The sequence below is a fragment of the Oscillospiraceae bacterium genome (assembly GCA_015068645.1).
GTDB lineage: Bacteria > Bacillota > Clostridia > UMGS1840 > UMGS1840 > SIG452.
Map to the genome: position 1 here is coordinate 43172 of SVKD01000006.1, position 25275 is coordinate 68446.

General features: G+C 40.8%; 33 protein-coding genes and 1 tRNA gene. 28 read left to right on the top strand and 6 right to left on the bottom strand.

What is annotated here, in order from left to right; translation table 11 throughout:
• The first annotated feature begins 55 nt into the window (after positions 1 to 55).
• The 18 genes from E7413_03680 to E7413_03765 all read left to right on the top strand — a co-directional run bounded on the left by E7413_03680 (position 56) and on the right by E7413_03765 (position 13518).
• Entirely contained in the window at positions 56 to 1285 is a 1230-nt protein-coding gene (locus tag E7413_03680) for a WG repeat-containing protein (protein MBE7018961.1), read from the top strand.
• A gap of 283 nt (positions 1286 to 1568) precedes the next feature.
• A complete protein-coding gene (gene rpmG, locus E7413_03685; GenBank protein MBE7018962.1) occupies positions 1569 to 1718 on the top strand; it encodes a 50S ribosomal protein L33 in 150 nt (49 codons plus the stop codon).
• 147 nt (positions 1719 to 1865) lie between these two features.
• Positions 1866 to 2069 carry a preprotein translocase subunit SecE gene (gene secE / locus E7413_03690; GenBank protein MBE7018963.1) on the top strand — a complete coding sequence of 68 codons (204 nt, stop codon included), beginning with the start codon at positions 1866 to 1868 and terminating at the stop codon, positions 2067 to 2069.
• A gap of 19 nt (positions 2070 to 2088) precedes the next feature.
• Positions 2089 to 2607 carry a transcription termination/antitermination factor NusG gene (nusG, locus tag E7413_03695; protein MBE7018964.1) on the top strand — a complete coding sequence of 173 codons (519 nt, stop codon included), beginning with the start codon at positions 2089 to 2091 and terminating at the stop codon, positions 2605 to 2607.
• A gap of 144 nt (positions 2608 to 2751) precedes the next feature.
• On the top strand, positions 2752 to 3177 hold the full coding sequence (rplK, locus tag E7413_03700) for a 50S ribosomal protein L11 (GenBank protein ID MBE7018965.1): 426 nt from the start codon (positions 2752 to 2754) through the stop codon (positions 3175 to 3177).
• Between the two features lie 100 nt (positions 3178 to 3277).
• Positions 3278 to 3973, top strand: coding sequence for a 50S ribosomal protein L1 (locus E7413_03705; protein ID MBE7018966.1), 696 nt, complete (start codon positions 3278 to 3280; stop codon positions 3971 to 3973).
• A gap of 234 nt (positions 3974 to 4207) precedes the next feature.
• On the top strand, positions 4208 to 4714 hold the full coding sequence (locus E7413_03710) for a 50S ribosomal protein L10 (GenBank protein ID MBE7018967.1): 507 nt from the start codon (positions 4208 to 4210) through the stop codon (positions 4712 to 4714).
• Between the two features lie 62 nt (positions 4715 to 4776).
• Positions 4777 to 5154: a 50S ribosomal protein L7/L12 gene (locus E7413_03715; GenBank protein ID MBE7018968.1), complete on the top strand. Its 378-nt coding sequence runs from the start codon at positions 4777 to 4779 to the stop codon at positions 5152 to 5154.
• 491 nt (positions 5155 to 5645) lie between these two features.
• Positions 5646 to 5966 carry a DNA-binding protein gene (locus tag E7413_03720; protein MBE7018969.1) on the top strand — a complete coding sequence of 107 codons (321 nt, stop codon included), beginning with the start codon at positions 5646 to 5648 and terminating at the stop codon, positions 5964 to 5966.
• Between the two features lie 19 nt (positions 5967 to 5985).
• On the top strand, positions 5986 to 7335 hold the full coding sequence (locus E7413_03725; protein ID MBE7018970.1) for a signal recognition particle protein: 1350 nt from the start codon (positions 5986 to 5988) through the stop codon (positions 7333 to 7335).
• A gap of 122 nt (positions 7336 to 7457) precedes the next feature.
• Positions 7458 to 7703 (top strand): 30S ribosomal protein S16, encoded by a 246-nt coding sequence (rpsP, locus tag E7413_03730; protein MBE7018971.1) that lies wholly within the window; start codon positions 7458 to 7460, stop codon positions 7701 to 7703.
• 22 nt (positions 7704 to 7725) lie between these two features.
• A complete protein-coding gene (locus E7413_03735; protein MBE7018972.1) occupies positions 7726 to 7953 on the top strand; it encodes a KH domain-containing protein in 228 nt (75 codons plus the stop codon).
• Between the two features lie 81 nt (positions 7954 to 8034).
• On the top strand, positions 8035 to 8529 hold the full coding sequence (gene rimM / locus E7413_03740) for a 16S rRNA processing protein RimM (GenBank protein MBE7018973.1): 495 nt from the start codon (positions 8035 to 8037) through the stop codon (positions 8527 to 8529).
• A gap of 15 nt (positions 8530 to 8544) precedes the next feature.
• Positions 8545 to 9342 (top strand): tRNA (guanosine(37)-N1)-methyltransferase TrmD, encoded by a 798-nt coding sequence (gene trmD / locus E7413_03745; protein ID MBE7018974.1) that lies wholly within the window; start codon positions 8545 to 8547, stop codon positions 9340 to 9342.
• Complete coding sequence (locus E7413_03750) at positions 9296 to 9592, top strand: YhbY family RNA-binding protein (protein ID MBE7018975.1); 297 nt, start codon at positions 9296 to 9298, stop codon at positions 9590 to 9592. Before trmD ends, E7413_03750 begins: the two co-directional genes overlap by 47 nt.
• Positions 9593 to 9604: 12 nt before the next feature.
• Complete coding sequence (gene nadD, locus E7413_03755; GenBank protein MBE7018976.1) at positions 9605 to 10768, top strand: nicotinate (nicotinamide) nucleotide adenylyltransferase; 1164 nt, start codon at positions 9605 to 9607, stop codon at positions 10766 to 10768.
• A gap of 2 nt (positions 10769 to 10770) precedes the next feature.
• Entirely contained in the window at positions 10771 to 11118 is a 348-nt protein-coding gene (rsfS, locus tag E7413_03760; GenBank protein MBE7018977.1) for a ribosome silencing factor, read from the top strand.
• Positions 11119 to 13518 carry a leucine--tRNA ligase gene (locus E7413_03765; GenBank protein MBE7018978.1) on the top strand — a complete coding sequence of 800 codons (2400 nt, stop codon included), beginning with the start codon at positions 11119 to 11121 and terminating at the stop codon, positions 13516 to 13518.
• A 427-nt stretch (positions 13519 to 13945) separates the two neighbouring features.
• On the opposite strand, the gene E7413_03770 is transcribed toward E7413_03765, so the two are convergent.
• The 3 genes from E7413_03770 to E7413_03780 are packed head-to-tail and all read right to left on the bottom strand — an operon-like array spanning position 13946 to position 15475.
• The gene (locus E7413_03770; GenBank protein ID MBE7018979.1) at positions 13946 to 14668 is read right to left on the bottom strand and encodes a SigB/SigF/SigG family RNA polymerase sigma factor; all 723 of its coding nucleotides are present in this window, start codon (positions 14666 to 14668) and stop codon (positions 13946 to 13948) included.
• A 34-nt stretch (positions 14669 to 14702) separates the two neighbouring features.
• Positions 14703 to 15140 (bottom strand): anti-sigma F factor, encoded by a 438-nt coding sequence (locus E7413_03775; GenBank protein ID MBE7018980.1) that lies wholly within the window; start codon positions 15138 to 15140, stop codon positions 14703 to 14705.
• Positions 15128 to 15475: an STAS domain-containing protein gene (locus E7413_03780; protein MBE7018981.1), complete on the bottom strand. Its 348-nt coding sequence runs from the start codon at positions 15473 to 15475 to the stop codon at positions 15128 to 15130. Before E7413_03780 ends, E7413_03775 begins: the two co-directional genes overlap by 13 nt.
• Before the next feature lie 177 nt (positions 15476 to 15652).
• Between E7413_03780 and E7413_03785 the strand changes: the two genes are divergently transcribed.
• The 6 genes from E7413_03785 (at position 15653) to E7413_03810 (ending at position 18892) form a co-directional block, all read left to right on the top strand.
• Complete coding sequence (locus tag E7413_03785) at positions 15653 to 16141, top strand: dUTP diphosphatase (protein MBE7018982.1); 489 nt, start codon at positions 15653 to 15655, stop codon at positions 16139 to 16141.
• A gap of 49 nt (positions 16142 to 16190) precedes the next feature.
• Positions 16191 to 16766 (top strand): peptidylprolyl isomerase, encoded by a 576-nt coding sequence (locus E7413_03790; GenBank protein ID MBE7018983.1) that lies wholly within the window; start codon positions 16191 to 16193, stop codon positions 16764 to 16766.
• Positions 16767 to 17336: 570 nt separating this feature from the next.
• Positions 17337 to 17418, top strand: a tRNA-Leu gene (locus E7413_03795).
• 71 nt (positions 17419 to 17489) lie between these two features.
• Entirely contained in the window at positions 17490 to 17678 is a 189-nt protein-coding gene (gene rpmB / locus E7413_03800) for a 50S ribosomal protein L28 (protein MBE7018984.1), read from the top strand.
• A gap of 158 nt (positions 17679 to 17836) precedes the next feature.
• Positions 17837 to 18355 carry a hypothetical protein gene (locus tag E7413_03805; protein ID MBE7018985.1) on the top strand — a complete coding sequence of 173 codons (519 nt, stop codon included), beginning with the start codon at positions 17837 to 17839 and terminating at the stop codon, positions 18353 to 18355.
• A gap of 39 nt (positions 18356 to 18394) precedes the next feature.
• On the top strand, positions 18395 to 18892 hold the full coding sequence (locus E7413_03810; GenBank protein ID MBE7018986.1) for a hypothetical protein: 498 nt from the start codon (positions 18395 to 18397) through the stop codon (positions 18890 to 18892).
• Between the two features lie 120 nt (positions 18893 to 19012).
• Here the strand turns inward: E7413_03810 and E7413_03815 are convergent, their stop codons facing one another.
• Genes E7413_03815 through E7413_03825 form a run of 3 tightly spaced genes read right to left on the bottom strand, consistent with a single transcriptional unit; the run spans position 19013 to position 21561 of the window.
• Positions 19013 to 19486 carry a 23S rRNA (pseudouridine(1915)-N(3))-methyltransferase RlmH gene (locus E7413_03815; GenBank protein MBE7018987.1) on the bottom strand — a complete coding sequence of 158 codons (474 nt, stop codon included), beginning with the start codon at positions 19484 to 19486 and terminating at the stop codon, positions 19013 to 19015.
• On the bottom strand, positions 19486 to 20280 hold the full coding sequence (locus tag E7413_03820; protein MBE7018988.1) for an MBL fold metallo-hydrolase: 795 nt from the start codon (positions 20278 to 20280) through the stop codon (positions 19486 to 19488). The genes E7413_03815 and E7413_03820 overlap by 1 nt, the downstream gene beginning before the upstream one ends.
• Positions 20281 to 20298: 18 nt before the next feature.
• Positions 20299 to 21561: a UDP-N-acetylglucosamine 1-carboxyvinyltransferase gene (locus E7413_03825; protein MBE7018989.1), complete on the bottom strand. Its 1263-nt coding sequence runs from the start codon at positions 21559 to 21561 to the stop codon at positions 20299 to 20301.
• Between the two features lie 266 nt (positions 21562 to 21827).
• On the opposite strand from E7413_03825, the gene E7413_03830 reads away from it, so the two are divergent.
• The 4 genes from E7413_03830 (at position 21828) to E7413_03845 (ending at position 25237) form a co-directional block, all read left to right on the top strand.
• Positions 21828 to 23084, top strand: coding sequence for a D-alanyl-D-alanine carboxypeptidase (locus E7413_03830; protein ID MBE7018990.1), 1257 nt, complete (start codon positions 21828 to 21830; stop codon positions 23082 to 23084).
• A gap of 77 nt (positions 23085 to 23161) precedes the next feature.
• Positions 23162 to 23932: a type III pantothenate kinase gene (locus tag E7413_03835; GenBank protein MBE7018991.1), complete on the top strand. Its 771-nt coding sequence runs from the start codon at positions 23162 to 23164 to the stop codon at positions 23930 to 23932.
• Positions 23933 to 23949: 17 nt separating this feature from the next.
• Positions 23950 to 24552, top strand: coding sequence for an ECF transporter S component (locus E7413_03840; protein MBE7018992.1), 603 nt, complete (start codon positions 23950 to 23952; stop codon positions 24550 to 24552).
• Positions 24553 to 24571: 19 nt separating this feature from the next.
• Positions 24572 to 25237 (top strand): TVP38/TMEM64 family protein, encoded by a 666-nt coding sequence (locus E7413_03845; protein MBE7018993.1) that lies wholly within the window; start codon positions 24572 to 24574, stop codon positions 25235 to 25237.
• The last annotated feature ends 38 nt before the right edge of the window (positions 25238 to 25275 follow it).

Consider the following 25275-nt stretch of genomic DNA (forward strand, 5'->3'; position numbering starts at 1 on the left):
GAGTAAGAATATGATTGATTGGTATCAATTGATCAGGTAAAAAAAAGGAGGAAATATGATGAAACGATGTAAACGAATGATGGGAATTTTCCTGGCGATGCTTTTTGTTTTTATCCAGATGGGGGCTGTTGTCGGAAATGCAAATTGGCCTGCGTTCAGTGATGGGTTGGCTATTGTAAGCCAATATGACAGATATGGATATATCAATCAAAACGGAGATCGCAAACTAGCTCTTCGATTTGATTATGCATATGATTTTTCCGAAGGATTAGCTGCCGTGAAAGTTGACGACAAATGGGGTTACATCAATACTGCAGGAAACTATGTAGCGAAGCCTCAGTTTGATTGGGCATCTGATTTTTCTGAAGGATTAGCTGCCGTGGAAGTTAACGGTAAATGGGGTTATATCGGTCAGAATGGATATTATGTGGTTCCTCCTCAGTTTGATTGGGCATATGATTTTTCCGAAGGGTTAGCTACCGTGGAAGTTAACGGTAAATGCGGTTATATCGGTCAGAATGGATATTATGTGGTTCTTCCTCAGTTTGATTGTGCTTATGCTTTTTCTGAGGGATTGGCACTTGTTGAAGTTGGCGGCAAATATGGTTATATTAATCAAAGCGGCTATTATGAAGTGGAACCGTGGTTGGATGATGGATATGATTTTTCAGAGGGACTTGCGTGTGTGCAAGTTGGAGATAAATGGGGATATATGAGTCGGTATGGATATTTTGAAGTTCATCCTCAGTTTGATTGGGCATATGATTTTTCCGGAGGATTAGCTGTCGTGGAAGTTAACGGTAAATGCGGTTATATCGGTCAAAATGGATATTATGTGGTTCCTCCTCAGTTTGATTGGGCATCTGATTTTTCCGAAGGGTTGGCGCGTGTTGAAGTTGGAGGTAAATATGGTTATATTAATCAAAGCGGCTATTATGTAGCGGAACCCCAGTTTGACTATGCGTTGGATTTTTCTGATGGGCGAGCGGCTGTGATGGTGAACGATAAATGGGGCTACATTAATCAGCATGGATACTATGTATGGGAACCTTATTGGGATTATGCTAGCGATTTCTATTCGGGATTAGCGGTAGTTTACCATGGCGATTTTAGCGGCGTTATCAATTCCGACGGAACATGTATCTGCGAAGAACAAAGTGAATACAGTGAATTTCTTGTAACTGATGATGGATATATTTTGTACTATCATGATGGATGGAAATATCTGGTGGATCGAAACGGAAACATTTTGTCAGGTGGCTATGATATGATTGGTGAGTATTGATCCATCGGCATACCAAAAACACAGTAAGGGCGGAGCGGTTCCGCCCTTACGTTTTTTTGTTTCTCACTAAAATTTAAAAGAAAAAAGTTGGAAAAAAGTATTGACAAATAAAATGGAATATGTTATATTAAGTAATGCCCTTAGTTTAGGCGTTATTTTTTTGTGCAAAAAAATATGTTTTTGCAGGTAAAAAAATGCGTCAAACGGAGCCTTATATGCTGCATTTTGGGGCACTTAACATCAGTAAATTAAAATACTATAAATTGGCGGAGGTGTTTAAAAGATGAGAGTAAAAATTACTTTAGCTTGTACCGAATGTAAACAGAGAAACTACGACACTATGAAAAACAAGAAAAACGATCCCGAAAGATTGGAAATGAACAAATATTGCAGATTCTGCAGAAAACATACTCTGCATAAAGAAACCAAATAATTCATTTTGGTTTGATTGCCGACGGCAAATTTTTGCGGTCGGGGAGTATCCCGTTTTGTATATATAATGTATATATGCAGGATTGCAGCATGGATTTCTGTAGAAAAGGGTGCCCGTCAGGGTGCTTTTAGAAAGGAATGAACGACAATGGCTGGAAATGAAAAGAAACAGAACGGAATTGTAAAATATTTCAAGGGCGTTAAATCTGAATTCAAAAAAGTGACTTGGCCGTCTTTCAAACAGATTTTAAACAATACCGGTATGGTTATTGCTTCTGTTATTATTATCGGGTTATTCATTTTTGTGTTGGATTACGCTTTCTCCACAGCATTAAAAGCAATTATTAAATAAGGGAGGCGACTGCTGTTTTATGGAAACTGCAAAATGGTATGTCGTTCACACCTTTTCCGGTTATGAAAACAAGGTGAAAACCAATTTGGAAAAAATGGTGGAAAACCGCGGTCTTCACAATAATATTGTGGAAATCAAACTGCCGGAAGAAGAAGTAGTTGAAATAAAAGATGATCAGAAGAAAGTAATCAAGAGAAAGAAATTTCCCGGTTACTTATTCTTAAAGATGACCATGGATAACGATACCTGGTATATCGTAAGAAATACCAGAGGTGTTACCGGTTTCGTTGGACCAGGGTCCAAACCCGTTCCGCTGACTGAAGAAGAAATCATCAGTATGGAATTGGAAAAGAGAGTCATCGAATTAGATTTCGAGGTTGGAGACGACGTTCGCATTACCGAAGGCTCTTTCGAGGGCTTTATTGGAGTGGTTCAGTCCATCAACATGGCAGAAGAGAAATTTACCGTACTGGTATCTATGCTCGGCCGTGAAACACCGGTGGAATTTGAATTCGGACAGGCCGAAAAGGTCGAATAATCACATTAGAATAAGCGCATTCTATGCACTTAGATACAGCAGAGCAAGGGTTTGCTTTGCGTGGGAGGGTTGAAAAATCCCCAAAAAAGGATTTTTCGGATCCCGCATCATTACCACATTTTTTCTTAATAGGAGGTGTTCTTTATGGCACAGAAGGTTGTAGGCTTTATTAAACTTCAGATTGAAGCAGGTAAGGCAACACCCGCACCGCCGGTTGGTCCTGCACTGGGTCAGCACGGTGTTAACATTATGCAATTTACCAAAGAGTTCAACGAAAGAACCAAGAACGATATGGGGTTAGTTATCCCGGTAGTTATTACCGTTTATGCTGACCGTTCTTTCTCTTTCATTACCAAAACTCCGCCGGCAGCAGTACTGTTGAAAAAAGCTTGTAAAATTGAAAGCGGTTCCGGGGTTCCCAACAAAACCAAGGTTGCTACCGTTTCCAAAGCTGATTTACAGAAAATTGCTGAACAGAAAATGCCCGACTTAAATGCAGGCTCCATCGAAGCAGCAATGAGCATGATCGCAGGTACTGCCCGCAGTATGGGTATCACCGTAGAAGAATAATTACGGGATTCATACAAAGACGTGGGAGAGATTTTTTAATCTCGCAACTCGGATTTTATGACAAAATCCGAACATTCAAATAACCACAGGAGGATTAATTATGTTTAGAGGAAAAAAATATCAGGACGCTGCGAAACTGATTGAAAGAACCAAACTCTATGATTCTCAGGAAGCTATGGAATTGGTTTGCAAAGCAGCAAAAGCTAAGTTCGACGAAACTGTTGAACTGCATGTAAAACTGGGTGTAGACTCCAGACACGCTGACCAGCAGGTTAGAGGTGCTGTTATTCTGCCCCACGGTACCGGTAAAACTGTTAGAGTTTTAGTATTTGCAAAAGGCGATAAATTAGCAGAAGCAGAAGCTGCTGGTGCTGATTACGTTGGTGCAGAAGAACTGGTTACCAAAATCCAGGGTGAAAACTGGTTTGAATTTGACGTTGTTGTTGCAACCCCCGATATGATGGGCGTTGTTGGTAGATTAGGTAAAGTATTAGGTCCCAAAGGCTTAATGCCCAACCCCAAAGCCGGCACCGTTACTATGGACGTTGCAAAAGCAATCGCTGATATCAAGAGCGGTAAAATTGAATACCGTCTGGATAAAACCAACATCATCCACTGTCCCATCGGAAAAGTTTCCTTTGGCGCAGAAAAACTGCTGGAAAACTTCAATGCTTTAATGGGCGCTGTTATCAAAGCAAAACCGGCAGCTGCAAAAGGTCAGTATTTAAGAAGCGTTTCTGTTGCTTCTACTATGGGCCCCGGTATCAAAATCAACCAGTCCAAATTAACTGACTAATTTTGTGATTAAAAATTAAAAAATTCCCTTGACAAACTGTCATATTTGTGATATAATTGTCAAGGTTTGTTCCAAAGACAATAGGCGGTTGGATTCCAACCTTAAAATTCGCCTATCGAGGAAGACGATAAAATTTGTTATTTATTTTATATTGATAACGTATTTTTTCCTAACTGTCCTCATTTTGTCTTTGTGAGGACAGTTATTTTTTTGGTAGATGGAGGTGTATGTAAAATGCCAAGTAACAAAGTGTTAAAAGCAAAACAGCAGGTTGTTGTTGAATTGTCTGAAAAAATGGCAAAAGCAAACTCCGGTGTTTTAGTAAACTACTGCGGTATCACCGTAGAAGAAGATACTGCTCTGCGTAAACAGATGAGAGAAGCAAACGTTGAATACAGCGTTGTGAAAAACACCTTATTAAACTTTGCTGTAAAAGATACTGATTTAGCTGGTCTGTGCCCCTACTTAGAAGGCCCCACCGCTTTAGCAATCGGTATTGATGATCCTATCGCTCCGATCCGTATCGTTAGCGAGTTCATCGAAAAGAACAAAAAATTAGAAATCAAAACCGGTTTCTTCGAAGGAAAAATGCTGGAACAGGCAGAAATCGAAAAAATCGCAAAATTACCTTCCAAAGAAACCTTACTTGCAAAAGCATTTGGCGGCTTAAAAGCTCCTATTTCCGCATTTGCAAGAGTTATCAACCAGATCAAAGAACAAAAAGAAGGACAGGGCGCGTAATCGTTGCCTAGTGTTCATCTCAAAATAGGTGCGAAATTGCACAGAAAATGGAGGAATAAAAAATGAGCGAAAAAATTACTAAATTAATCGAAGAAGTTAAAGAATTAACCGTGCTGGAACTGGCTGATTTAGTTTCCGCATTAGAAGAAGAATTTGGCGTAAGCGCTGCTGCAGGTGCAGTAGTTGTTGCTGCTGGTGGTGCTGCTGCAGGCGGTGCTGCTGAAGAAAAAACCGAATTTGACGTTGTTATGACCTCTTTCGGCGACAAAAAATTAGACGTTATCAAAGTTGTTAGAGAAATCACCGGCTTAGGCTTAAAAGAAGCGAAAGACATGGTAGAAGGCGTTCCCTCTAAAATTAAAGAAGGCGCTTCCAAAGAAGACGCTGAAGAAATCAAAACCAAATTAGAAGGCGCTGGCGCAACTGTAGAACTGAAATAATTTCAGTTTCAAATTTGGAATTGTGGGGTCATTGCACAAAAGTGCGGTGGCCCCATTTTTTTGTTTGCTTGAAAAATGACGCACAATGGATGAAGTTCACCGCTCGCCGTACAGAACGTACGGCTTCGGGTAACCACCTTCGGTGTTCACTTTCTCCATTCTGCATCCATTTTTCTGCGCAAATGTTGTACGAAGATTCGTCAAGGCTCCGGGCTGCCCGATCGCAATCTTAGATTGCGCTATCGGATCGGGTTCTTATTCAATTTCCAAATTCTATTCTCATTTTTCTGCACAAAGGAAACCTAATGAATTGTAAATTCTTTAAAATTGGCGGTAGGGCGTGACGACCACGGGCAATCTATATAAAATCTTTCTGAAAATAACAAAAAACATTGATTTTTTCTTAGAAAATACTTGACAAACGGGGACTTTTATAGTACAATACCGTATGTCAAGTATTTTTACTTTACACTATGGTAGGGAGATATGGTCTGATGAAGGAAATTAAATACGGCGTTTTGCTTGATTATTATGGCGAATTACTCACCGAAAAACAGCGCAGCGCCTTGGATTTATACTATAATGAGGACCTCTCTCTGTTGGAAATCGGAGAACATTTGAGTATTTCCCGTCAGGGTGTGCATGAGTGCATCAAAAAAGGATGTGAGCATCTGGAAGAATATGAAAGTGTTCTGCACTTGTATGAAAAAGAGATGCAAAAAGAAATCGTGAAAGAACAAATTTCAAAAAAACTTTCCGGTTTGGATGAAAAAATCATAAACGAAATTTCAGAACTGATAGATAGATTGTAATGAAAGGAGAACTGCAAAAATGTTTGACTCCTTAAGAGAAAAATTGGATAACGTCTTTAAATCCCTTCGCGGCAAAGGAAAACTGACTCAGGAAGATGTAAAACTTGCGATGCGTCAGGTACGCCTTTCCTTGTTGGAAGCAGATGTTAACTTTAAAGTAGTAAAAGATTTGGTTGCAAAAATTACCGAGCGTGCCGTTGGTACCGAAGTTTTGGAATCTTTAACTCCTGCACAGATGGTAATTAAAATTGTAAATGAAGAACTGATTGCGTTAATGGGGAGCGGCAATGAAAAAATCAAGATTGCTGACCGTCCTCCTACGGTAATTCTGCTTGCAGGGTTGCAGGGGGCAGGTAAAACCACTACCGCTGCAAAATTAGCACTTCATTTAAGAAAACAAGGCAAAAAGCCTTTGTTAACCGCTTGTGACGTTTATCGTCCCGCAGCGATCGATCAGTTAAAAACCCTGGGAGCAGGGCTTAATATTCCCGTCTTTACCATCGACGGCTCCAAAGATGCGGTGAAAATTGCAAAAGACTCTTTGGATTTTGCAGCTCGTAACTTAAACGATATTGTTATCATCGATACCGCAGGTCGTTTGCATATTGATGACGATATGATGGATGAAATCAAACGTATCAATGCCGCAGTGAATCCCACCGAGGTGCTGTTGGTGATTGATGCCCTGTCCGGTCAGGATGCGGTAAATTCTGCTAAAGCCTTTGATGAAGCGCTTGCTCTGGATGGTTTGATTTTAACTAAATTGGACGGTGACTCCCGTGGCGGTGCAGCATTGTCTGTCAGAGCAGTTGTGGGAAAACCCGTCAAATTTGCAGCAGTTGGCGAAAAGCCGTCTGACTTGGAACCTTTCTATCCCGAACGTATGGTATCCCGTATTTTAGGGATGGGGGATGTGCTTTCCTTAATTGAAAGGGTCAGCCAGGAAGTTGACGAGAAAAAAGCTTTGGAACTGGAAGAAAAATTAAGAGAAAACCGTGGTATGGACTATGCGGATTATTTGATTCAGCTCCAGCAGATTCAGAAGATGGGGTCCATCAAGGATTTACTAGGTTTCTTACCCGGTATCAACAAAAAAGCAATTGATGAAGCCAACATTGATGAAAATAAATTTGTTCGTTCCAAGGCAATCATCCAGTCGATGACTGAAGAAGAACGAACCAATCCGAAATTGATGTCCTTCTCCAGAAAAAAACGTATTGCTGCAGGAAGCGGTACCACCATTCAGGATATCAACTCTTTGACGAAAGAGCTTGAAATGATGAATAAAATGATGAAGGAATTTAAAAACAACAAAAAATTTGCCCGTAAGATGAAGGGCATGATGAGCAGCATGGGAATGAAAGAATAATTCCTATATCCAAAAAGGGCTTTGCCCGATACTAAAATAAGGGGTGTAACCCCGGTATCAAAAAGTTTAAAAAAATATTTTTATAGAAAGATGCCCGCAATTGGGCAAAAGAGGAGAAAAAAATGGCAGTAAAAATCAGATTAAAAAGACTTGGCGCTAAAAGAGCACCCTTCTACAGAGTTGTAGTTGCAGATTCCAGATACCCCAGAGATGGTAGATTCATCGAAGAAATCGGTACCTACAATCCCATGACCAACCCCAACACCATTGACATTGATGCAGACTTAGCGAAAAAATGGTTAGCAAACGGCGCTCAGCCTACCGATACCGTAAAAGTATTACTGAAAAAAATCGACGTAATCAAATAATAACGGTTCGAGGAGCTAGAAAATGAAAGATTTATTGACCTTTCTTGTAAAATCTATCGTGGAAAACGAAGACGCAGTTGTGATCGAAGAACACGAAGGGGAAAACGCTTTTATTTATAAAATCAGCGTTGCTCCCGAAGATATGGGCAGAGTAATCGGCAAACAGGGCAGAATTGCTCAGTCTATCAGAAGCATTGCCAAAGCGGCAACTCCCAGAGATCGCAAAAAAACCATCGTGGATATTGTGTAAATTTTTTGGGAAACAACTAAAGTGGCAAGTGTTCCGTTTGGAATACTTGCCATTTTCCAAACAGATAAAGAGGTGCAGATAATGGGTACTTTAATGGAACTCGGCTATGTGAATAATGTAAGAGGATTACGGGGCGAAATTAAGGTAATCCATTATTGCGACTACAAAGAATTTTTTGAAGAGCTGGATTCGGTAATTGTAAAGAATACCGAATATGAAATCGAAAGTATCAAATACTATAAGGACCAGGTTATCTTGAAACTTGTAGGGATTGATACTGTTGAAATGGCAGAAACCCTAAAGAATCAAAAGGTTTTTGCCGAAAAAGATGCACTGCCGCCCCTTCCTGAAGGCGTGTTTTACATTGCGGATTTAATCGGCGTGAAGGCATACTTGGAAGACGGCAATTATGCGGGAGAAGTGAAGGAAGTGCTTCAGAACGGTCCCACCGATATTTTTGTATTAAAAAAAGAAGACGGCGGGGAAGTGATGATTCCCAGAGTGAAAGAGTTTATTCCTTTCATTTCCGTCACTGATAAAAAAATGACCATTACGCCCATTGAAGGGCTGTTATAGAGGTTGGGTATTCAGATGAAATTGAGTATTTTAACCATTTTTCCCGAAATGATTGAAAACTTTTTGGGAGAAAGCATAATAAAGCGTGCCAGAGATAAAGGCATCATAGACGTGCAGGCGGTCAATATCCGCGATTTTTCCGAGGATAAGCATAATCGTGTGGACGATTATCCCTTTGGCGGAGATTTGGGAATGCTCTTTAAACACGAACCAATCATTCGTGCTTATGACAGCTTAACCAAAGAGGGAGAAGAAAAACCTTTCTGCATTATGATGTCTCCCAAAGGGATTCCCTTCACCCAAAAAGTGGCTAACGAACTGGCGAAAAAAGAGAATATTTGCATTATTTGCGGTCACTATGAGGGCATTGACGAGCGGGTCAATGAAACCATCTGTGACTTGGAATTATCCTTAGGCGATTTTGTGTTAACCGGCGGAGAACTGGCGGCGGCAGTGATGTCTGACGCGATTTTACGGTTGGTTCCAGGGGTACTTGCAGAGGATGATTCCTCACTACAGGAAACCCATCAGGGAGAACTGTTGGAATATCCTCAGTATACCCGTCCTGCAGAAACTAAGTACGGAAAAGTGCCTGATGTGCTGTTATCAGGTCACCATAAAAACATTTCAAAATACCGTAGAGAACAAAGCCTGATGGCAACCTTAGCCAAACGAGAAGATTTGTTTTTGCAGACTGAATTTACCAAAGAAGATATTACATATTTAAACCATATCAAAACGATATTAGAAGAAGGAATCAAACAATATGATTACAACCAAACAAAGAGCACAGTTAAGAAGTCTGGCAAATGATTTGCCTGCACTCTATCAGATTGGAAAAAACGGAATTACCGCTGAATTTTTGGCGCAGATGGAAGAAGCTTTAGAAGCAAAAGAGCTGATTAAAGTTTCTGTTTTAAAAAACTCTTTTTATACCACTAAAGAAGCTATGGCAGAATTATGTGAAGAACTTGGCTGCGAAGCGGTGTCTGCCGTTGGCTCCAAAGTGGTGATTTATCGCCGTTCTTCCAATCCGGATAAAGTGAAAATTGAACTGAAATAAGTGAGTGATCCTATGAAAATCGGGGTATTTGGCGGTACCTTTGACCCTGTTCATCAGGGCCATATTGAGCTTTGCAAAACGGCAATTGATGCACTCGGATTAGATTTGCTTTATGTGATGCCAAACGGAAATCCCCCTCATAAAGAGGACAGAACCGACGGGATTGACCGTTTAAATATGGTAAAAATTGCATTTTCTGATATCGATAAGGTGAAAATTTCTGATTACGAAATCAGAAAAGAAGCTCATTCTTATACCTATGAAACGCTGACGGATTTTAAAAAGGAACATCCCGACGACGAGATTTATTTCTTGATGGGGATGGATAATTTAGATTATTTTCCCAAGTGGAAGCATCCGGAAGTGATTTGTACTTTAGCGAAATTGGTGTTCTTTGGCAGAGCAGGATTTGAGAAGACCCAAGAAGGCGCCAAAGCGATTTCGGAACTTTTTGGCGTAAAACCTATTCTCATTGCTTTTGATTGGGATATATCCTCCACCGAAATCCGCAAGGAATTGGAGCAGGGCACCTACATTTTTCATAAGCTTCCCTTCTTGGTGTATCAGTATATTATCCGAAAAGGATTATACGGCTGCCAAAGTGTGGGAGAATATGATTCCTACGAGGAAGACTTAAAAAATTATATCGAAGAAAAACGCTTTCTTCACAGTATCGGCGTTGCGGTGACGGCGTACCGTATGGCAATCCGATATGATGAAGACCCGAAACAAGCGTATTTTGCAGGGTTACTTCACGATATTGCAAAGCGGATGCCACTTGATAAACAATTGGACCTTTGCAAAAAAATTGAGCTTCATCCTGATGAAGTGGCATATCCTAAAATGTTGCACGCTCCTGCAGGGGCAGGGTTTGTGAAAAAGAAATACAATATCAAAGAAAAAAAGCTGTTGTCAGGGATTCGGTATCACACCATGGGTCACAAAGATATGACCACCTTCGACAAGCTGATTTATATGGCAGATTATATTGAGCCGTGCCGTAATTTTTCGGGGGTGGAAGAATTAAGAGAAGCCACTTTTTCCAATCTGAATACGGCAATCATCAAAGGAATTGATACCACCATTTTATCTTTGGTGGAAGAACATTTAAAAATATCTCCTGTGCTGTTGGAAGTGCGAAACGACCTGCTGGAACGGGAGCAGAAAGGACGCTAATTATGGAAGCATTAGAAAAAGCGATATTTTTAGCAAATGTGTTAGACAATAAGAAAGCAGAGGACGTTACTGTGTTAAAAGTGGCAGAATCTTCGTCTGTGTGGGAGTATTTTGTTATCGCATCAGGTACTTCCAATACCCACATCAAAGCCTTGGCAGGTGAAGTGGAAGAAAAAATGAAAGACATTGAAGCACCCCTTCACATTGAAGGTTATGTGTCTGCAGAATGGGTGCTGATGGATTATAACGATGTGAACGTAAACATCTTCCAGAAAGATTCCAGAATGTTTTACAGTTTGGAACGTCTGTGGCAGGATGCCGAACAGATTACTTGGAAAGAGGAGGAATAAGTGATGTACAACTTTACCGAAATCGAACAAAAATGGCAAAAAATCTGGGACGATAACCAGACCTTTAAAGCAACCAACGATTTTACCAAGCCCAAATTTATGGCATTGGTAGAATTTCCATATCCCTCCGGTCAGGGTTTGCACGTAGGACATCCCCGTTCTTACACCGCATTGGATATTGTTGCTCGTAAAAAAAGACTGGATGGCTACAATGTGCTTTATCCTATGGGATGGGACGCGTTTGGTCTGCCCACCGAAAACTTTGCCATCAAAAATAAAATTCATCCCAAAACTGTTACCAAAAATAACATCGCAAACTTTAAACGTCAGTTGAAATCCTTGGGCTTTTCTTTTGACTGGTCCCGTGAAATCGACACCACTGACCCCAATTACTACAAATGGACTCAGTGGATTTTCCTGCAGTTATTCAAAAAAGGTTTGGCATACAAAAAGGAAATGGCTGTAAACTGGTGTACTTCCTGTAAAGTTGTATTGGCAAACGAAGAAGTGGTGCAGGGCGCTTGTGAACGTTGCGGCAGCGAAGTTGTTCGTAAAGTAAAATCCCAGTGGATGTTGAAAATCACCGAGTATGCACAGCGTTTAATTGACGATTTAGACGAAGTGGATTACATCGATAGAGTCAAAGCTCAGCAGAAAAACTGGATTGGCCGTTCCACCGGTGCAGAAGTGGATTTTGTAACCACCGCAGGTGAAAAATTAAGAGTATACACCACCCGTCCCGACACTTTATTCGGTGCTACCTATATGGTAATTTCTCCCGAACATCCCAACATTGAAAAATGGGCGGACAAACTGGAAAACTTAGATGAAATCAAAGCATACCAGGTGGAAGCTACCAAAAAATCCGACTTTGAAAGAACCGAACTTGCTAAAGATAAAACCGGCGTGGAATTAAAAGGAATCCGTGCAATCAACCCTGTAAATCAGAAAGAAATCCCGATTTTCGTATCCGACTACGTACTGATGTCTTACGGCACCGGTGCCATCATGGCAGTACCTGCTCATGACGAAAGAGACTGGGACTTTGCAAAAGCATTTAATCTTCCCATCATTGAGGTTGTTGCAGGTGGTGATGTGCAAAACGAAGCATACACCGATGTGGAAGAAGGCACTATGGTGAACTCCGGTTTCTTAGATGGTTTAAGCGTTGCCGAAGCCAAAAAAGCAATTATTGAATACTTAGATAAAGAAGGATTAGGCGAATCCAAAGTCAACTATAAACTGCGTGACTGGGTATTCTCCCGTCAGCGTTACTGGGGCGAACCCATTCCGATTGTACACTGTGAAAAATGCGGTGCAGTGGCATTGCCCGAAAGCGAACTGCCCTTACTGTTACCCGAAGTGGATAGCTACGAACCCACCGACAACGGCGAAAGCCCGTTAGCCAATATGACCGACTGGGTGAACACCACTTGTCCTTGCTGTGGTGGTCCTGCAAAAAGAGAAACCGATACCATGCCTCAGTGGGCAGGTTCTTCCTGGTATTTCCTGCGTTATATGGATCCCCATAACGACGATGCATTAGCATCCAAAGAAGCATTGGAATACTGGGGTCCCGTAGACTGGTACAACGGCGGTATGGAACATACCACCCTGCACTTACTCTACTCTCGTTTCTGGCATAAATTCTTATATGATATCGGCGTAGTTCCCACCAAAGAACCCTATGCAAAACGTACCTCTCACGGTATGATTTTAGGGGAAAACGGCGAAAAAATGTCCAAATCCCGTGGCAACGTGGTAAATCCTGACGATATCGTAAGAGATTACGGTGCCGACACCATGCGTTTATATGAAATGTTCATCGGTGACTTTGAAAAAGCTGCTCCCTGGAGTCAGCAGGGTATCAAGGGCTGCGTAAGATTCTTAGAAAGAGTACACGCACTCCTCACTATGATTCAGGAAACCTCCACCGGCAAACTGGAAAAAGAAATTCATAAGACCATCAAAAAAGTGTCTTCCGATATCGAATCCTTAAAATTCAACACCGGTATCGCAAGTTTGATGAGCTTGTTAAATGCCATCTATGATAATCGCGGTTTAACCAAAGAAGAATTAAAAATCTTCATCACCTTGTTAAATCCCTTTGCGCCTCACTTAACCGAAGAAATGTGGGTACTCTTAGGCTTTGAAGGTATGTTAAACCAGACCGCTTGGCCCAAATACGATGAAGCAAAAACTGTGGATAACGAATGCGAAATCGTAATCCAGTTAAACGGTAAAATCAAAGATAAATTAGTCATTGCTGCAAACCTTTCCAAAGACGAAATTGAAAAAACCGTAATGGAATCTGATGCAGTAAAAGCAATGATTGACGGAAAAACTGTGGTAAAAACCATTGTTGTTCCGGGCAAACTTGTAAACATCGTCGTAAAATAGGCTACGGCTTGAAAAAGAACATAGAGCGCAAAAGGCATAGGATTTATTTCCTATGCCTTTTTGTTTAAGGTGAAAATTTGTTGGCACAAATTTTGATTTAAAATGCCTTTTGCTATCTGCAAACTTCACCTCTCGGCGTACCGATGTACGCCTTCGGGTAACCCTTCGGTTCAGTTTGCAAATTCTATGCCCTTTTTCTGCACCTGACTTAACAAAAGAAAAAGACGAAATCCAAGGGATTAAAAAATTTGAATTTCGTCTTTTTGTTTTTGGCATTGCTGTTTGTAAAATGTAGGGGACGATGCCCACATCGTCCCGCTTATATTCCTTGCTATTTACTCTTGACAATCTTATCAAACAACGATATACTGAAATTGCCAAACAAACGAAAAGAAGAAAACAGTATGGATTCCATACTGTTTTCTTCTTATGAGCAGGTTAGTTTTTTTCGTAAACCCTCAATAATTTTTTTCTCAATTCTAGAGACTTGCACTTGGGAAATATTTAATTGTTTTGCCACTTCGTTTTGGGTTTTATCTTCAAAATAACGAAGTCTGATAACAGTTTGTTCCCGTTGGGGCAATTTTTGTAACAGTTCGTGCAATGCCATATATTCCACAATTTTTTCTTCCTGATGTTCTTCGCCGGGAATCTTATCCATCAGCATTACAGAGCCGTCGTCTCCCATGGGGGCGTAGAGCGATTCGCAGGTGGGCGTGTAGGAAAGGGCGGTGACCACATCGTCTTCGGGAATTCCCGTGGCTTCAGAAATTTCTGTGATTTTAGGATCTTTGAAAAATTTGTTTTTATAGTCTTCTAAATATCGATTGATTTTATAGGAATTTTCCTTGATATATCGGGACACTTTTACCGCACCATCATCCCGGAGGAATCGTTTGATTTCTCCCATAATCATGGGAACTGCATAGGTAGAAAATTGCACATCGTAAGAAAAATCAAATTTTTCGATGGCTTTTTGCAATCCGATACAACCAATCTGAATGGCATCGTCCGGCTCAATTCCGCGGTTTAAAAATCGTAGAGCAATTTTTTTTACCAAGCCCATATTGAGAGAAAAAAGCTGCTCCATCGCAGCAGTATCTCCCATTTTTGCCAACTTAATCAGTTCGTTGTTTTTGTCAAACAACATAGCACACCTCGTCTTCTTAGCAGGTTTTCTGTTGTTATGTATGGTTGGGGTGAAGCCGTTTTTTCATAAAAATACGGGTACCTTTTCTCGGTGCCGAGTCCACTTCCAAAATATCCATAAAGGATTCCATTACGGTGAATCCCATTCCCGAGCGTTCTTCTTCAGTTTTGGTGGTGAAAAGGGGTTCTCTCGCTTTTTCGATATCGGGGATTCCTTTTCCCGAGTCGGTTACAGTGATTTCCACGCTGTAATCGGAAAAAAGACGCATCTCCAGCGTGATAACGCCAACTGTTTTATCATATCCGTGGATGACTGCATTGGAAACTGCTTCCGAAACAGAAGTTTTTACTTCCACAAGCTCTGAAACAGTGGGGTCTAACGGAGAAATGAATGCTGCAGCTGTAATACGTGCAAAGCCTTCGTTTTCCGATTTGGATAAAAACATCAATCGCATTTCATTTAGAATTTCCATAGTTTGCAAAGCTCCTTTCCGTGGGAGAGAATGGTAACCAGTTCTTGCATATTTGCCATGGTAAATATTCTTTGGTAACGTTGGTTGGTGGTATATATATAAGTACGGGCATCAAAAACGGAGGCAAGCTTGTAGCCATAGGCAACAAAACTGATGCCGGAGCTGTCCATAAAGTCAAGACCTTCTAAGTTGAAAATGATTCGTCGGTAGTTTTTCTCCGACAGTTTTAAAGCAAGTTGTTCCCGCATGCCAATACTGTTATGATGATCAAGTTCTCCCCGAAGCAGTATCATTAGAGTGTCGTTTTGTTCTTCAAAGAAAATTTCCATATTCATTCCTCATTTTTGTCAGTTTTTCTTATTGTAGCATAGCCCCTATGAAAAGTCCGTTGTAATTTGTCGTGAGAGTGAAAAAATCGTTCGACAAAATGATTTGTTTTTTGAAAAAGCGGTTGATTTTTTTGAGAGACTGTGTTATCATATAGAAGATTGATTGCAAAGGAGTATGTTATCATGAAACAAAGAGGCTTTGAAGTTGCCAAGGATTTTTTAGAACGGGATATTAAACTTCCCGAGCGTTCTACGAAAAACAGCGCAGGTTATGATTTTTTTGCTATCGAAGATACCGTGATTCCGTCTTATTATGCTCAGCTATTGGAAAAAGTGGTATCCAAAGAACCCATTAAACCCACGTTGGTAAAAACCGGAATCAAAGCGTATATGGGCGAGGATGAAGTGTTATCCATCTACAATCGTTCTTCCAATCCCGGTAAAAAAGGCTTGATTTTAGCAAATTCCGTTGGGATTATTGATAGTGATTATTATTCCAATCCGGATAATGACGGTCATATCATGTTTGCTTTTTACAATTTTATGCCTTTTGCCATTACCATTAAAAAAGGCGATAAAATCGGGCAGGGGATTTTCACCAAATTTTTAAAAGCGGATGACGATAACGCTCAAGGTGACCGTACCGGTGGCTTCGGTAGTACCGGTAAATAAAAAAAGGAGTAAAAAAATGAAAAAAATTTGTTTAGTACTGTTGGCAACTATGCTTGTATTAACAGGCTGCAGCCAGACATCAGAACAAGAAACTACGCAACAGACAACACAATCAACACAAACCACACAAACCAAAGGAGATGCTGATATGAAAGCAATTGTTACTATGAAAACCGTTACCGTGGATAAAACTGATGCGCAAAAACCTATTGTGACCATCGAAATGGAATCCGGCGGTATCATCAAAGCAGAATTATACCCTGATGTAGCCCCCATCACCGTGGAAAACTTTATTTCCTTAATTGAAAAAGGATTTTACAATGGTTTAACTTTCCACAGAAATATTCCCGGTTTTGTAATTCAGGGCGGATGTCCTCAGGGTACCGGTACCGGTGGCCCCGGTTACACCATCAAAGGAGAATTCTCCTCTAACGGCGTAGAAAACAACTTAAAACATACCCGTGGTGTGCTTTCCATGGCAAGAGCTATGGATCCCGATTCTGCAGGCAGCCAGTTCTTCATTATGCATGCAGATGCACCTCATCTGGATGGGGATTATGCGGCATTCGGTATGGTAACTGAAGGTATGGATTATGTAGATTCCATCGCAACCTCCGGTATGTAATAAGGCTTGTAAAAGAATCCAGAACGCAAAAGGCATAGGTTTCTATGCCTTTTTGTTTTTTAAGGTGAAAATTTGTTAGCACAAATTTTGATTGATAATGCCTTTTGCTATTCACAAACTTCTCCTCTCGCAGTACCTGTGTACGGCTTTGGGGTCAGTTTGTGAATTCTGAATCCTTTTCCTGCACCTTTCATATCCGGTTTGAAAAATTGGCTTAAATGAATGAACCTCACCGCTCGCTGTACACACGGTACAGCTTCGGGCTCGTCAAGGCGTTGCCTTGATTCGATTTCCGAATTCTGCATCAATTTTTCTTCACCTTAGAAAATATGGAAATAGCAAAGACGGAATCTTTGATGGGTTTCGTCTTTTTGTTTGATGTAAGAAACATCATTTGTAGGGGAGGGTGGGCATCCCCTTTCATTGTGAGAGCACTTCATTTGGCAAGATAGGAATCGCGATTTCCCGCTCGTCACATTCTGAAAGAAAAATACAAAAAAATTCCTGAAATCTCTTGACAAATAGGATTGTTTGTGATATATTATTTTAAGTCAGCTTATGTGTTTATATGCCGGTGTGGCGGAATGGCAGACGCGCGCGACTCAAAATCGTGAGGGAAACCGTGGGGGTTCAAGTCCCTTCACCGGCACCATCATTATAAAACCGTGTAAAAAATCGCTGATATATAAACTATATCTAATTTGTTTGGAGGTGCAATCGACTATGGCAAAATGCGAAATTTGCAACAAAGCTACCACTTTTGGTATTCAGGTTTCCCACTCTCACAGAAGATCCAACAGAACCTGGAAACCCAACATCAAAAAAGTAAGAGCAATTGTTGACGGTGCTCCGAAAAAAATTACCGTTTGCTCTAAATGCTTAAAATCCGGTAGAGTTATCAGAGCTATCTAATTGAAAAGCAAAAAAGAAAAAGACCGTTTTTAACGGTCTTTTTTGTATTGATAAAATTTCATTTTTGATACATTTTAAAAAAATTGTTGAATTTTGTGATGAAATATGCTAGGATAAGATTAGTTTAATAATCTTTTTGATTTAGGAGAATGTTCACTATGAAAAAACTAATTGCTATTTTACTTGTTGTCCTGATGGCATTATCTTTATGCGCTTGTGGTAAAAACGAAGCGAAACAGCCGGAATCTGCTAAAGAAAGTTCCATCGATTCCGATGTGGAAGCTCCCGAGATTGTGAGTTCTGACGAAGATTCCCGGGAAAGTATTGTGTCTAAGGTACAGGGGAACTGGGTAAGTCCCGACGGCTATTTCCTGCAATTTAGCGGAAATCGTTTTTCTGACGGACATTACAGAAGCGAGGGTGGACTTTCCGGAAATATTTCTTTGTTCAGAAATGTAGGTGCTGAAGAATTCGAACTTACCATTCATTTTCCTGATGGATATATTTATGAGGAGCTTATCCCGGCACATGACAAAATTTTTATCGTAAAAAGTGACGACAGCTTTGAAAATCAGATGACGGTAACTGATGAACAGGGCAATGTTTATGAATGCCAATATGCAGGAACCACTGATGATGAACTGTTTGCAAAATGTGAAGAAATTGTAGCAGATTAAAAATGTTTCCAATTACTAAACACAGGAAGGAGAATTTTTATGAAAAAGCTTATCAGTATGTTGCTGGTTTGTTTGATGATTGTATCTTTATGCGCTTGCAATCCTGTGGAACGTTTGATATCTCCGGAGAATTCTGAAGAAAAGGGTGCTTCCAACCTTACCGAAGAAACCCTGATAGATGAACTTCAGGGCTGGTGGGTCGGAGAAATTTCCGATGGCTTAGCTTATTTGATGCATTTTAATGGAGAACGTTTTACGGATGGTCAGTATCCGGGATCTTACAATGTTGCCGGAAGTGTTGTGAAAGTAACTGAGCTCGGTACCGATGAATTTGAAATTCAGATTCATTTTCCGGAAGGAACGGTTGATGGCGAAACGATTGCAGAGCACGACGAAACAATGATCGTAACAAGTGATGATGGTTTTGAAAAAACTGTGACAGTTGCCACTTCAGATGGTGAGGCTTATCAATGTGAATATGCCGGAATTACAGATGTTGAACGATTGGAAAAATGTACTGAAATTACCGGTTTTTAAAAGTGGAATATGGCAAATAAGAACCCGACCCGATGACGCAATCGAAGATTGCGGTCGGGTGCCCCGGAACCTTGTTGTATTTACAATAAAAAAGTCCGTTTTGATAACGGACTTTTTTGTTTACTTATGATAGCTTTCATGGTTTAAAATTTTAAAGCCACGGTAAATTTGCTCTGTTAAAAACAAACGGGCAAGATTATGAGGGAAGGTCATTTTAGACATAGATATTTTCATTCGGCAGGCGGCGAGCACATCAGGATGCAACCCGTGAGAGCTGCCGATAATAAAGCACATCCCGCCTTCTGTAGCCTTTTTGTCAATCAGCTCGGCAAATTCTTCGGAGGAATACTGTTTGCCGTTGATTGCCATTGCAACCGGCACCATATTCTTAGGAATATTTTTTAGAATTTGTATTCCCTCTTTTTTGAGAACCGATTCGATTTCTTTTTCTCCCGGACGGTCGCTTAACGGTAAGTCAGGAACCTCAATATGGGTAAAATCGGTATATTTTTTCAGTCTCTTTTCATATTCTGAAATCAGATTACGAGTTGCTTCCTCTTTAATTTTTCCAACGGTGATAATGGTGGTTTTTATCATAATAATACCACCTCACCAAGCATACCGCGGTGTGACACGGAAAGCTCCGCGTCTTGATTCACTTTGATTTTGGATTCTTTTAACACATCTTCTACCGTGTGAAATGCAAGTTCGGAAGTGTTTGCTTCACCGCTTAAGTGGCCCAAAATGATTTTTTTCGTACCGCCTTTTATCAGATGTGTGGCAAATTTTCCTGCATTTTCATTGGAAAGGTGCCCTTCATTTCCACGGATTCTTTGTTTTAAATGGAAAGGATAGGAGCAATTTTCCAAAGCATTTAAGTCGTGATTGGATTCTAAGAAAACCAGTTCTTTTCCTTTTACATCGGTAAATAAATTCTCTGCCAAATGACCAACGTCTGTCAGGATGCTGATGGTTTTTTCGTCGGCAAACAGATTGTATCCCACAGTGTGACAGGCATCATGTGGAACAGGGAAAGATTCAATCCGTAAATCCAAAACACCCACACTCTGATTACGGTCAATCTGAAAAATGCGTTCAGAATAGTCGCAGATTTTGGGATAGAGTTCAATTAATGTGCCTTTGGTGCCACACACCTTCACATTAAGATGCTTCATCATCATGGGAAGGGCTGAGGTGTGGTCAGTGTGAGCGTGGGTTAAAAAAACGGCATCCAGTTTGCCGATGTCTTCCCCGATGGAATCCAATGACTCACGAATGCGCTTAAAGCTGCACCCGCAGTCCACCAGGATGCGGGTGCCTTTATAGGATATGAAAATAGAGTTACCGTTACTTCCTGAAAATAACGGACAAAATTTCAATTGATTCATATATTTTGATATACGGGCTTAGTTTTCTGTTTCGATTTTCTGAATGTCGCCGCCCATTCCTTTGATTTTATCAACAATTTTTTCATAACCGCGTTCAACGTGAAAAATATCAGAAATTTCAGTTGTTCCGCGAGCCATCAGCCCTGCAATTACCATAGCGGCACCTGCACGAAGGTCGGTTGCTCTCAGGGGAGCGGAGGAAAGCTCGTCCACTCCGGTAATCATTGCCATATTACCACTGACTTTAATGTCTGCTCCCATTTTCTTTAATTCTTCGGTATATTTAAAACGGGAATCCCAGATGGTTTCAGTTACGGTGCTGGTCCCTTCAGACACGCACAGTAAGGTGGCAATCAGGGGCTGCATATCGGTGGGGAATCCGGGATATGGTAAGGTTTTTACCACAGTCTTCTTGGGACGTTTTTTGTAGAATACTCTGATAGAGTCGTCTCCTTCTTCCACACCAACACCAATTTCTGTGAGTTTTGCGCTCATACATTCCAAGTGGCGGGGAATTACATTTTTCACCACAACATCACCTTTAGTAGCTGCTGCCATTACCATATATGTACCTGCTTCGATCTGGTCAGGAATGATGGAATAGCTGGAACCTTTTAATTCCTTTACGCCCACGATTTTAATGGTGTCGGTACCTGCGCCTTTGATTTTTGCGCCCATGGAGTTTAAAAAGTTTGCCACGTCAACAATGTGCGGTTCTTTTGCCACATTTTCAATAATGGTGGTGCCCTGCGCTTTGCAGGCACACAGCATAACATTGATGGTTGCGCCAACAGAAACCTGGTCGAAAAATACAGGGGCGGCAGTTAAGGCATTGGATTTTGCAACGATGGCACCGGATTTTACTTCGGTTTGCACGCCCAATGCTTCAAATCCTTTTAAATGCTGGTCAATAGGACGGTTTCCTAAATGGCATCCGCCGGGAAGAGCCACTTCTGCCTGATTGAATTTACCTAAAAGTGCGCCGATAAAGTAATAAGAGGCACGCATTTTGGTTGCCAGTTCATAAGGAACCTTAGAAGTGTTCATCTTGGTAGAATCAATATAGAGAACGCCGGGCTCTTTATAATAAACCTCTGCGTTCATCTGTTTTAAAATATTAATCATAATGCGCACGTCAGAAATATCGGGCACATTTTCTAAAACACAAGGAGTATCAGACAGCAAAGCAGCAGGAATCATAGCAACCGCAACGTTTTTTGCACCGCTGATTACTACTTCTCCGGTTAAAGGCTTTCCGCCGTTAATAACATATTTTTCCAAGTGGTTATCACACCTTTCGTCTATCTTAACAGCATGTTACTTTCCAAAAAATAACAGACTATTACATTCTGAAACCATTATAGCATATTGTTTCCAAAAAATAAAGTCTTTTTTTCACATTTTTTTATTTTTATCTGCTTTTTCTGAAAAAAAGTGGGTTTTCTCAAAAATCTTATGAAAAAAATGGTTGATTTTGTTGCAAACCGGATTGGATTGTGTTATACTATATAATAACCGAATTATAATTTAAAATAAACGGATGGAGAATGATTGTGAAAAAGCTAGTTTGTTTGATTCTTTGCGTTTTGTTACTCCACACGTCCGTGTGGGCAGCAAACCCCGTCCCGAAATTTGATATCTTGTCTAAAAATGCTGTGGTAATGGAAGCGGAAACAGGGCAGGTGTTGTTTGACCAAGGGATGAATGAGCAGAAATATCCTGCCAGCATCACCAAGGTGATGACTGCTTTGATTGCTCTGGAGCATTGTGAACTGACAGACGTTATTACGGTCAGTGATTATGCGGTGGAGCAAACGTTGGGAACCAGCAGTATCGGCCTTGCTGCAGGTGATGTCCTTACCGTGGAAGATGCTTTGCACGGGATGATGTTGGAATCTGCCAACGATTGTGCTATTGTTATTGCAGAAGATGTGGCAGGCAGTGAAAAAGACTTTGTAAAGTTGATGAATGAAAAGGCAAAAGAGTTGGGCGCCACCAACACCAACTTCGTCAATTCTCACGGTCTTCATGATGAGAAACACTATACCACTGCATATGATATGGCGTTGATTACCAGAGAAGCTATGAAAAATCCTGATTTCGTGAAGATTGCCGGAGCAAAAACATACACCATGTCCGACAATCCTGACAGGGTTCGTTCCAATAAAAATCTGATGCTGCAGTCCGGTCCGTATTATTATGAATATGCACGGTTTGGCAAAAATGGGTTTACTACCCCTGCGCAGAACACGATGGTAGTGGAAGCAAAGCGGGGAACCTTGGAGCTGATTTGTGTGGTAATGAACTGTACCGACGGTGAGAAGAAATATGAGGATGCGGCTAATCTTTTGGATTTTTGCTATGAAAACTTTTATAAAACCAAGATTGATAATGATTTGATTGATCCTCCTGCAGGCAAGCTTTGGGGAACCTTTGGGAAAATAGGACGTGTGGATTTTCAGTTGGATGGAGAGGCATTTGTGATGCTTCCCAATGGAGTTGGGGCAGAAGAGTTAAGTTTTTCTTATGAACTCGCTCCCCGCTATAAAAGAGCAGAAGAATACACTGCCAGTGTAACGGTTTCCTCCGACGGAGCAGAATTGTTTCAGATTCCTATGACGGGAACTGCTAAAAAGACCATTACGTTTTATAATATTTTAAAAACCATTTTCTGGTTGATTATTGCTGCAATTGTCTTTATTATTGGCGTTGCGGTGTATTACATCATAGAAGCGGAACGTAAGAAAAAACAGCGCCGCAAGGCGAAATTCCGCAGAACCTTCCGTGTGAAGAAAGATCTTTAAAATTATTTGTTCAAAAAAATAAAATAATATACATTGCATCCGCCTACCGCGGAGCAGTAGTGAAAGGAACAAAAGCGATGATTTTAGCGATTGATGTGGGCAACTCCAACATTGTGATTGGAGCTATCCATCAAAACGAAGTATGCTTTGTATCCAGGATGGCAACCGAAGGGTGCCGTACCGAGGACCAGTATGCGATTTATTTCCGTGAAATTTTGCGGCTGTATAATATGGAAGAAACTTCCTTTGAAGGCGGCATTATTTCCAGCGTAGTACCTCCCGTGACCAATGTAATCGCCAAAGCGGTTTCAAAACTCATCGGGAAAGATCCCTTGATTGTGGGACCCGGTATCAAAACAGGGCTCAATATTTTGATTGATAACCCTTCTCAGCTTGGGTCCGATATTGTGGTGGATAATGTGGCAGCACGGCATTTATATAAAACTGCCGTGATTGTGATTGATATGGGCACTGCCACCACGATTTCTGTGACGGATGAAAAAGGAAATATCCGTGGCGGTGCTATTGCACCCGGAGTTGGTATTTCCTTAAATGCGTTATCTCAGAATACCGCACAGCTTCAGGGAATCAACCTGGATTCTCCCAAAAAAGTAATCGGCACCAACACTGTAGATTCTATGAAAGCAGGGATGGTGTTTGGTTGGGCGTCTATGATAGACGGTATGATTGAACGTATTTTAGAAGAACTGGGTACCCCTGCCACTGTGGTTGCAACAGGTGGACATGCCAAGGCGATTATTCCGTATTGCAGAAAAGAAATTGTATATCGGGAAAACCTGTTGATGACAGGTTTAAATCTGGTATATCAGATGAATGTGAAAGCATAATTGAGGGGAGAATTACAATGAAAAGAAAACAATTAAATACACTTGTTGTTTTAACATTATTTATTGCTATTGAAGCGATTTTTGCATTTACTGCGTTAGGTTCCATTCCCTTGGGACCAGGGATTGTTGCAACTTTGGCACACATTCCGCCTTTGGTAGCTGCCATGGTTTTGGGCTATCGGGAAGGGGTGATTATGGGAGGTGTCATGGGTGTATTCTCATTGATCGTTTTTTCCACCTCTTTGCTGGGAAGCACATCGGCTTTTGCATTTACTCCCATTGCTCCCAACGGCAACTTTTGGAGTCTTGTGATTTGTATTGTTCCCAGAATTCTGTTCCCGGTTATCGGTGTGTTCTGCTATCGTTTTTGTAAGAAAAAATTCCATTCATCTGTTTCTGCAGGAATTGCAGGAGTTGTGGCAAGCTTGATGCATTCGTTTATGGTACTATCCCTGATTTATATTTGTTTTTATGGACATACTGCAGTTGGAAAAGATTATGTGGCTTTGATGATTGCCTGGGGTGGCATCAATGCAGTGCTCGAAATTGTGGTTGCGGCTGTTGTATGCGCAGGGATTGTTCCTGCGGTAGAAAAAACTCGCAGAAAAGCAATAAACTAATTAAGAAAGAGGGCTTCGATTGAATAAGAATAAGAGAAAACAATTTCGCTGGATAGCACTTTTAGTGCTTGGCCTTCCAATTGTGATTGTATTGTTTTACTGGTTAACTAAGCTGTTAACCGGGGTAACACCGGATGATATTTTTCTGTTTGCAGGGGGAAATGTTGTAATTGAGGTTCTCCTTGTACTGGGAATTTATGCCGTAAAAGCGGTACTGTTTTTTATTCCCGTAGCATTTTTATATATTCTGACGGGTAACCTTTTTCCGCCCATTTATAGTATTCTCATTAATATTATCGGCCTTTCTGTTACCATGTCTCTCACATTCTGGCTTGGAAAGAAGTTGGGAAGAAACCTTGTGAAAAAAATCATCCGTAAGTCTCCCAAGGTGAAGCGTTTTATGGATGACAGTGATAAAAGTCAGGTAACGTTATTTGCCCTTCGCGCATCTAATGTTTTTCCCGTGGAATTGATTTCCTTGGTCTGCGGAAGTACAGGTTATCGGTTCTGGAGTTTTTTAGGATTGTCGCTGTTGGCAATGGTTCCCACATTAATTCCCTTTACGTTGATGGGGGATTCTTTGAAAGATCCGTTGTCTCCCGGATTTTTGATTCCTTTTGGAATTGTATTGGCGATGATGGCAGGTTCTCTGATTGTTTATAAAATCAAGCATAAAGAAGAATAAAAAAACTGAATCATTCAAATGTGGAATGATTCAGTTTT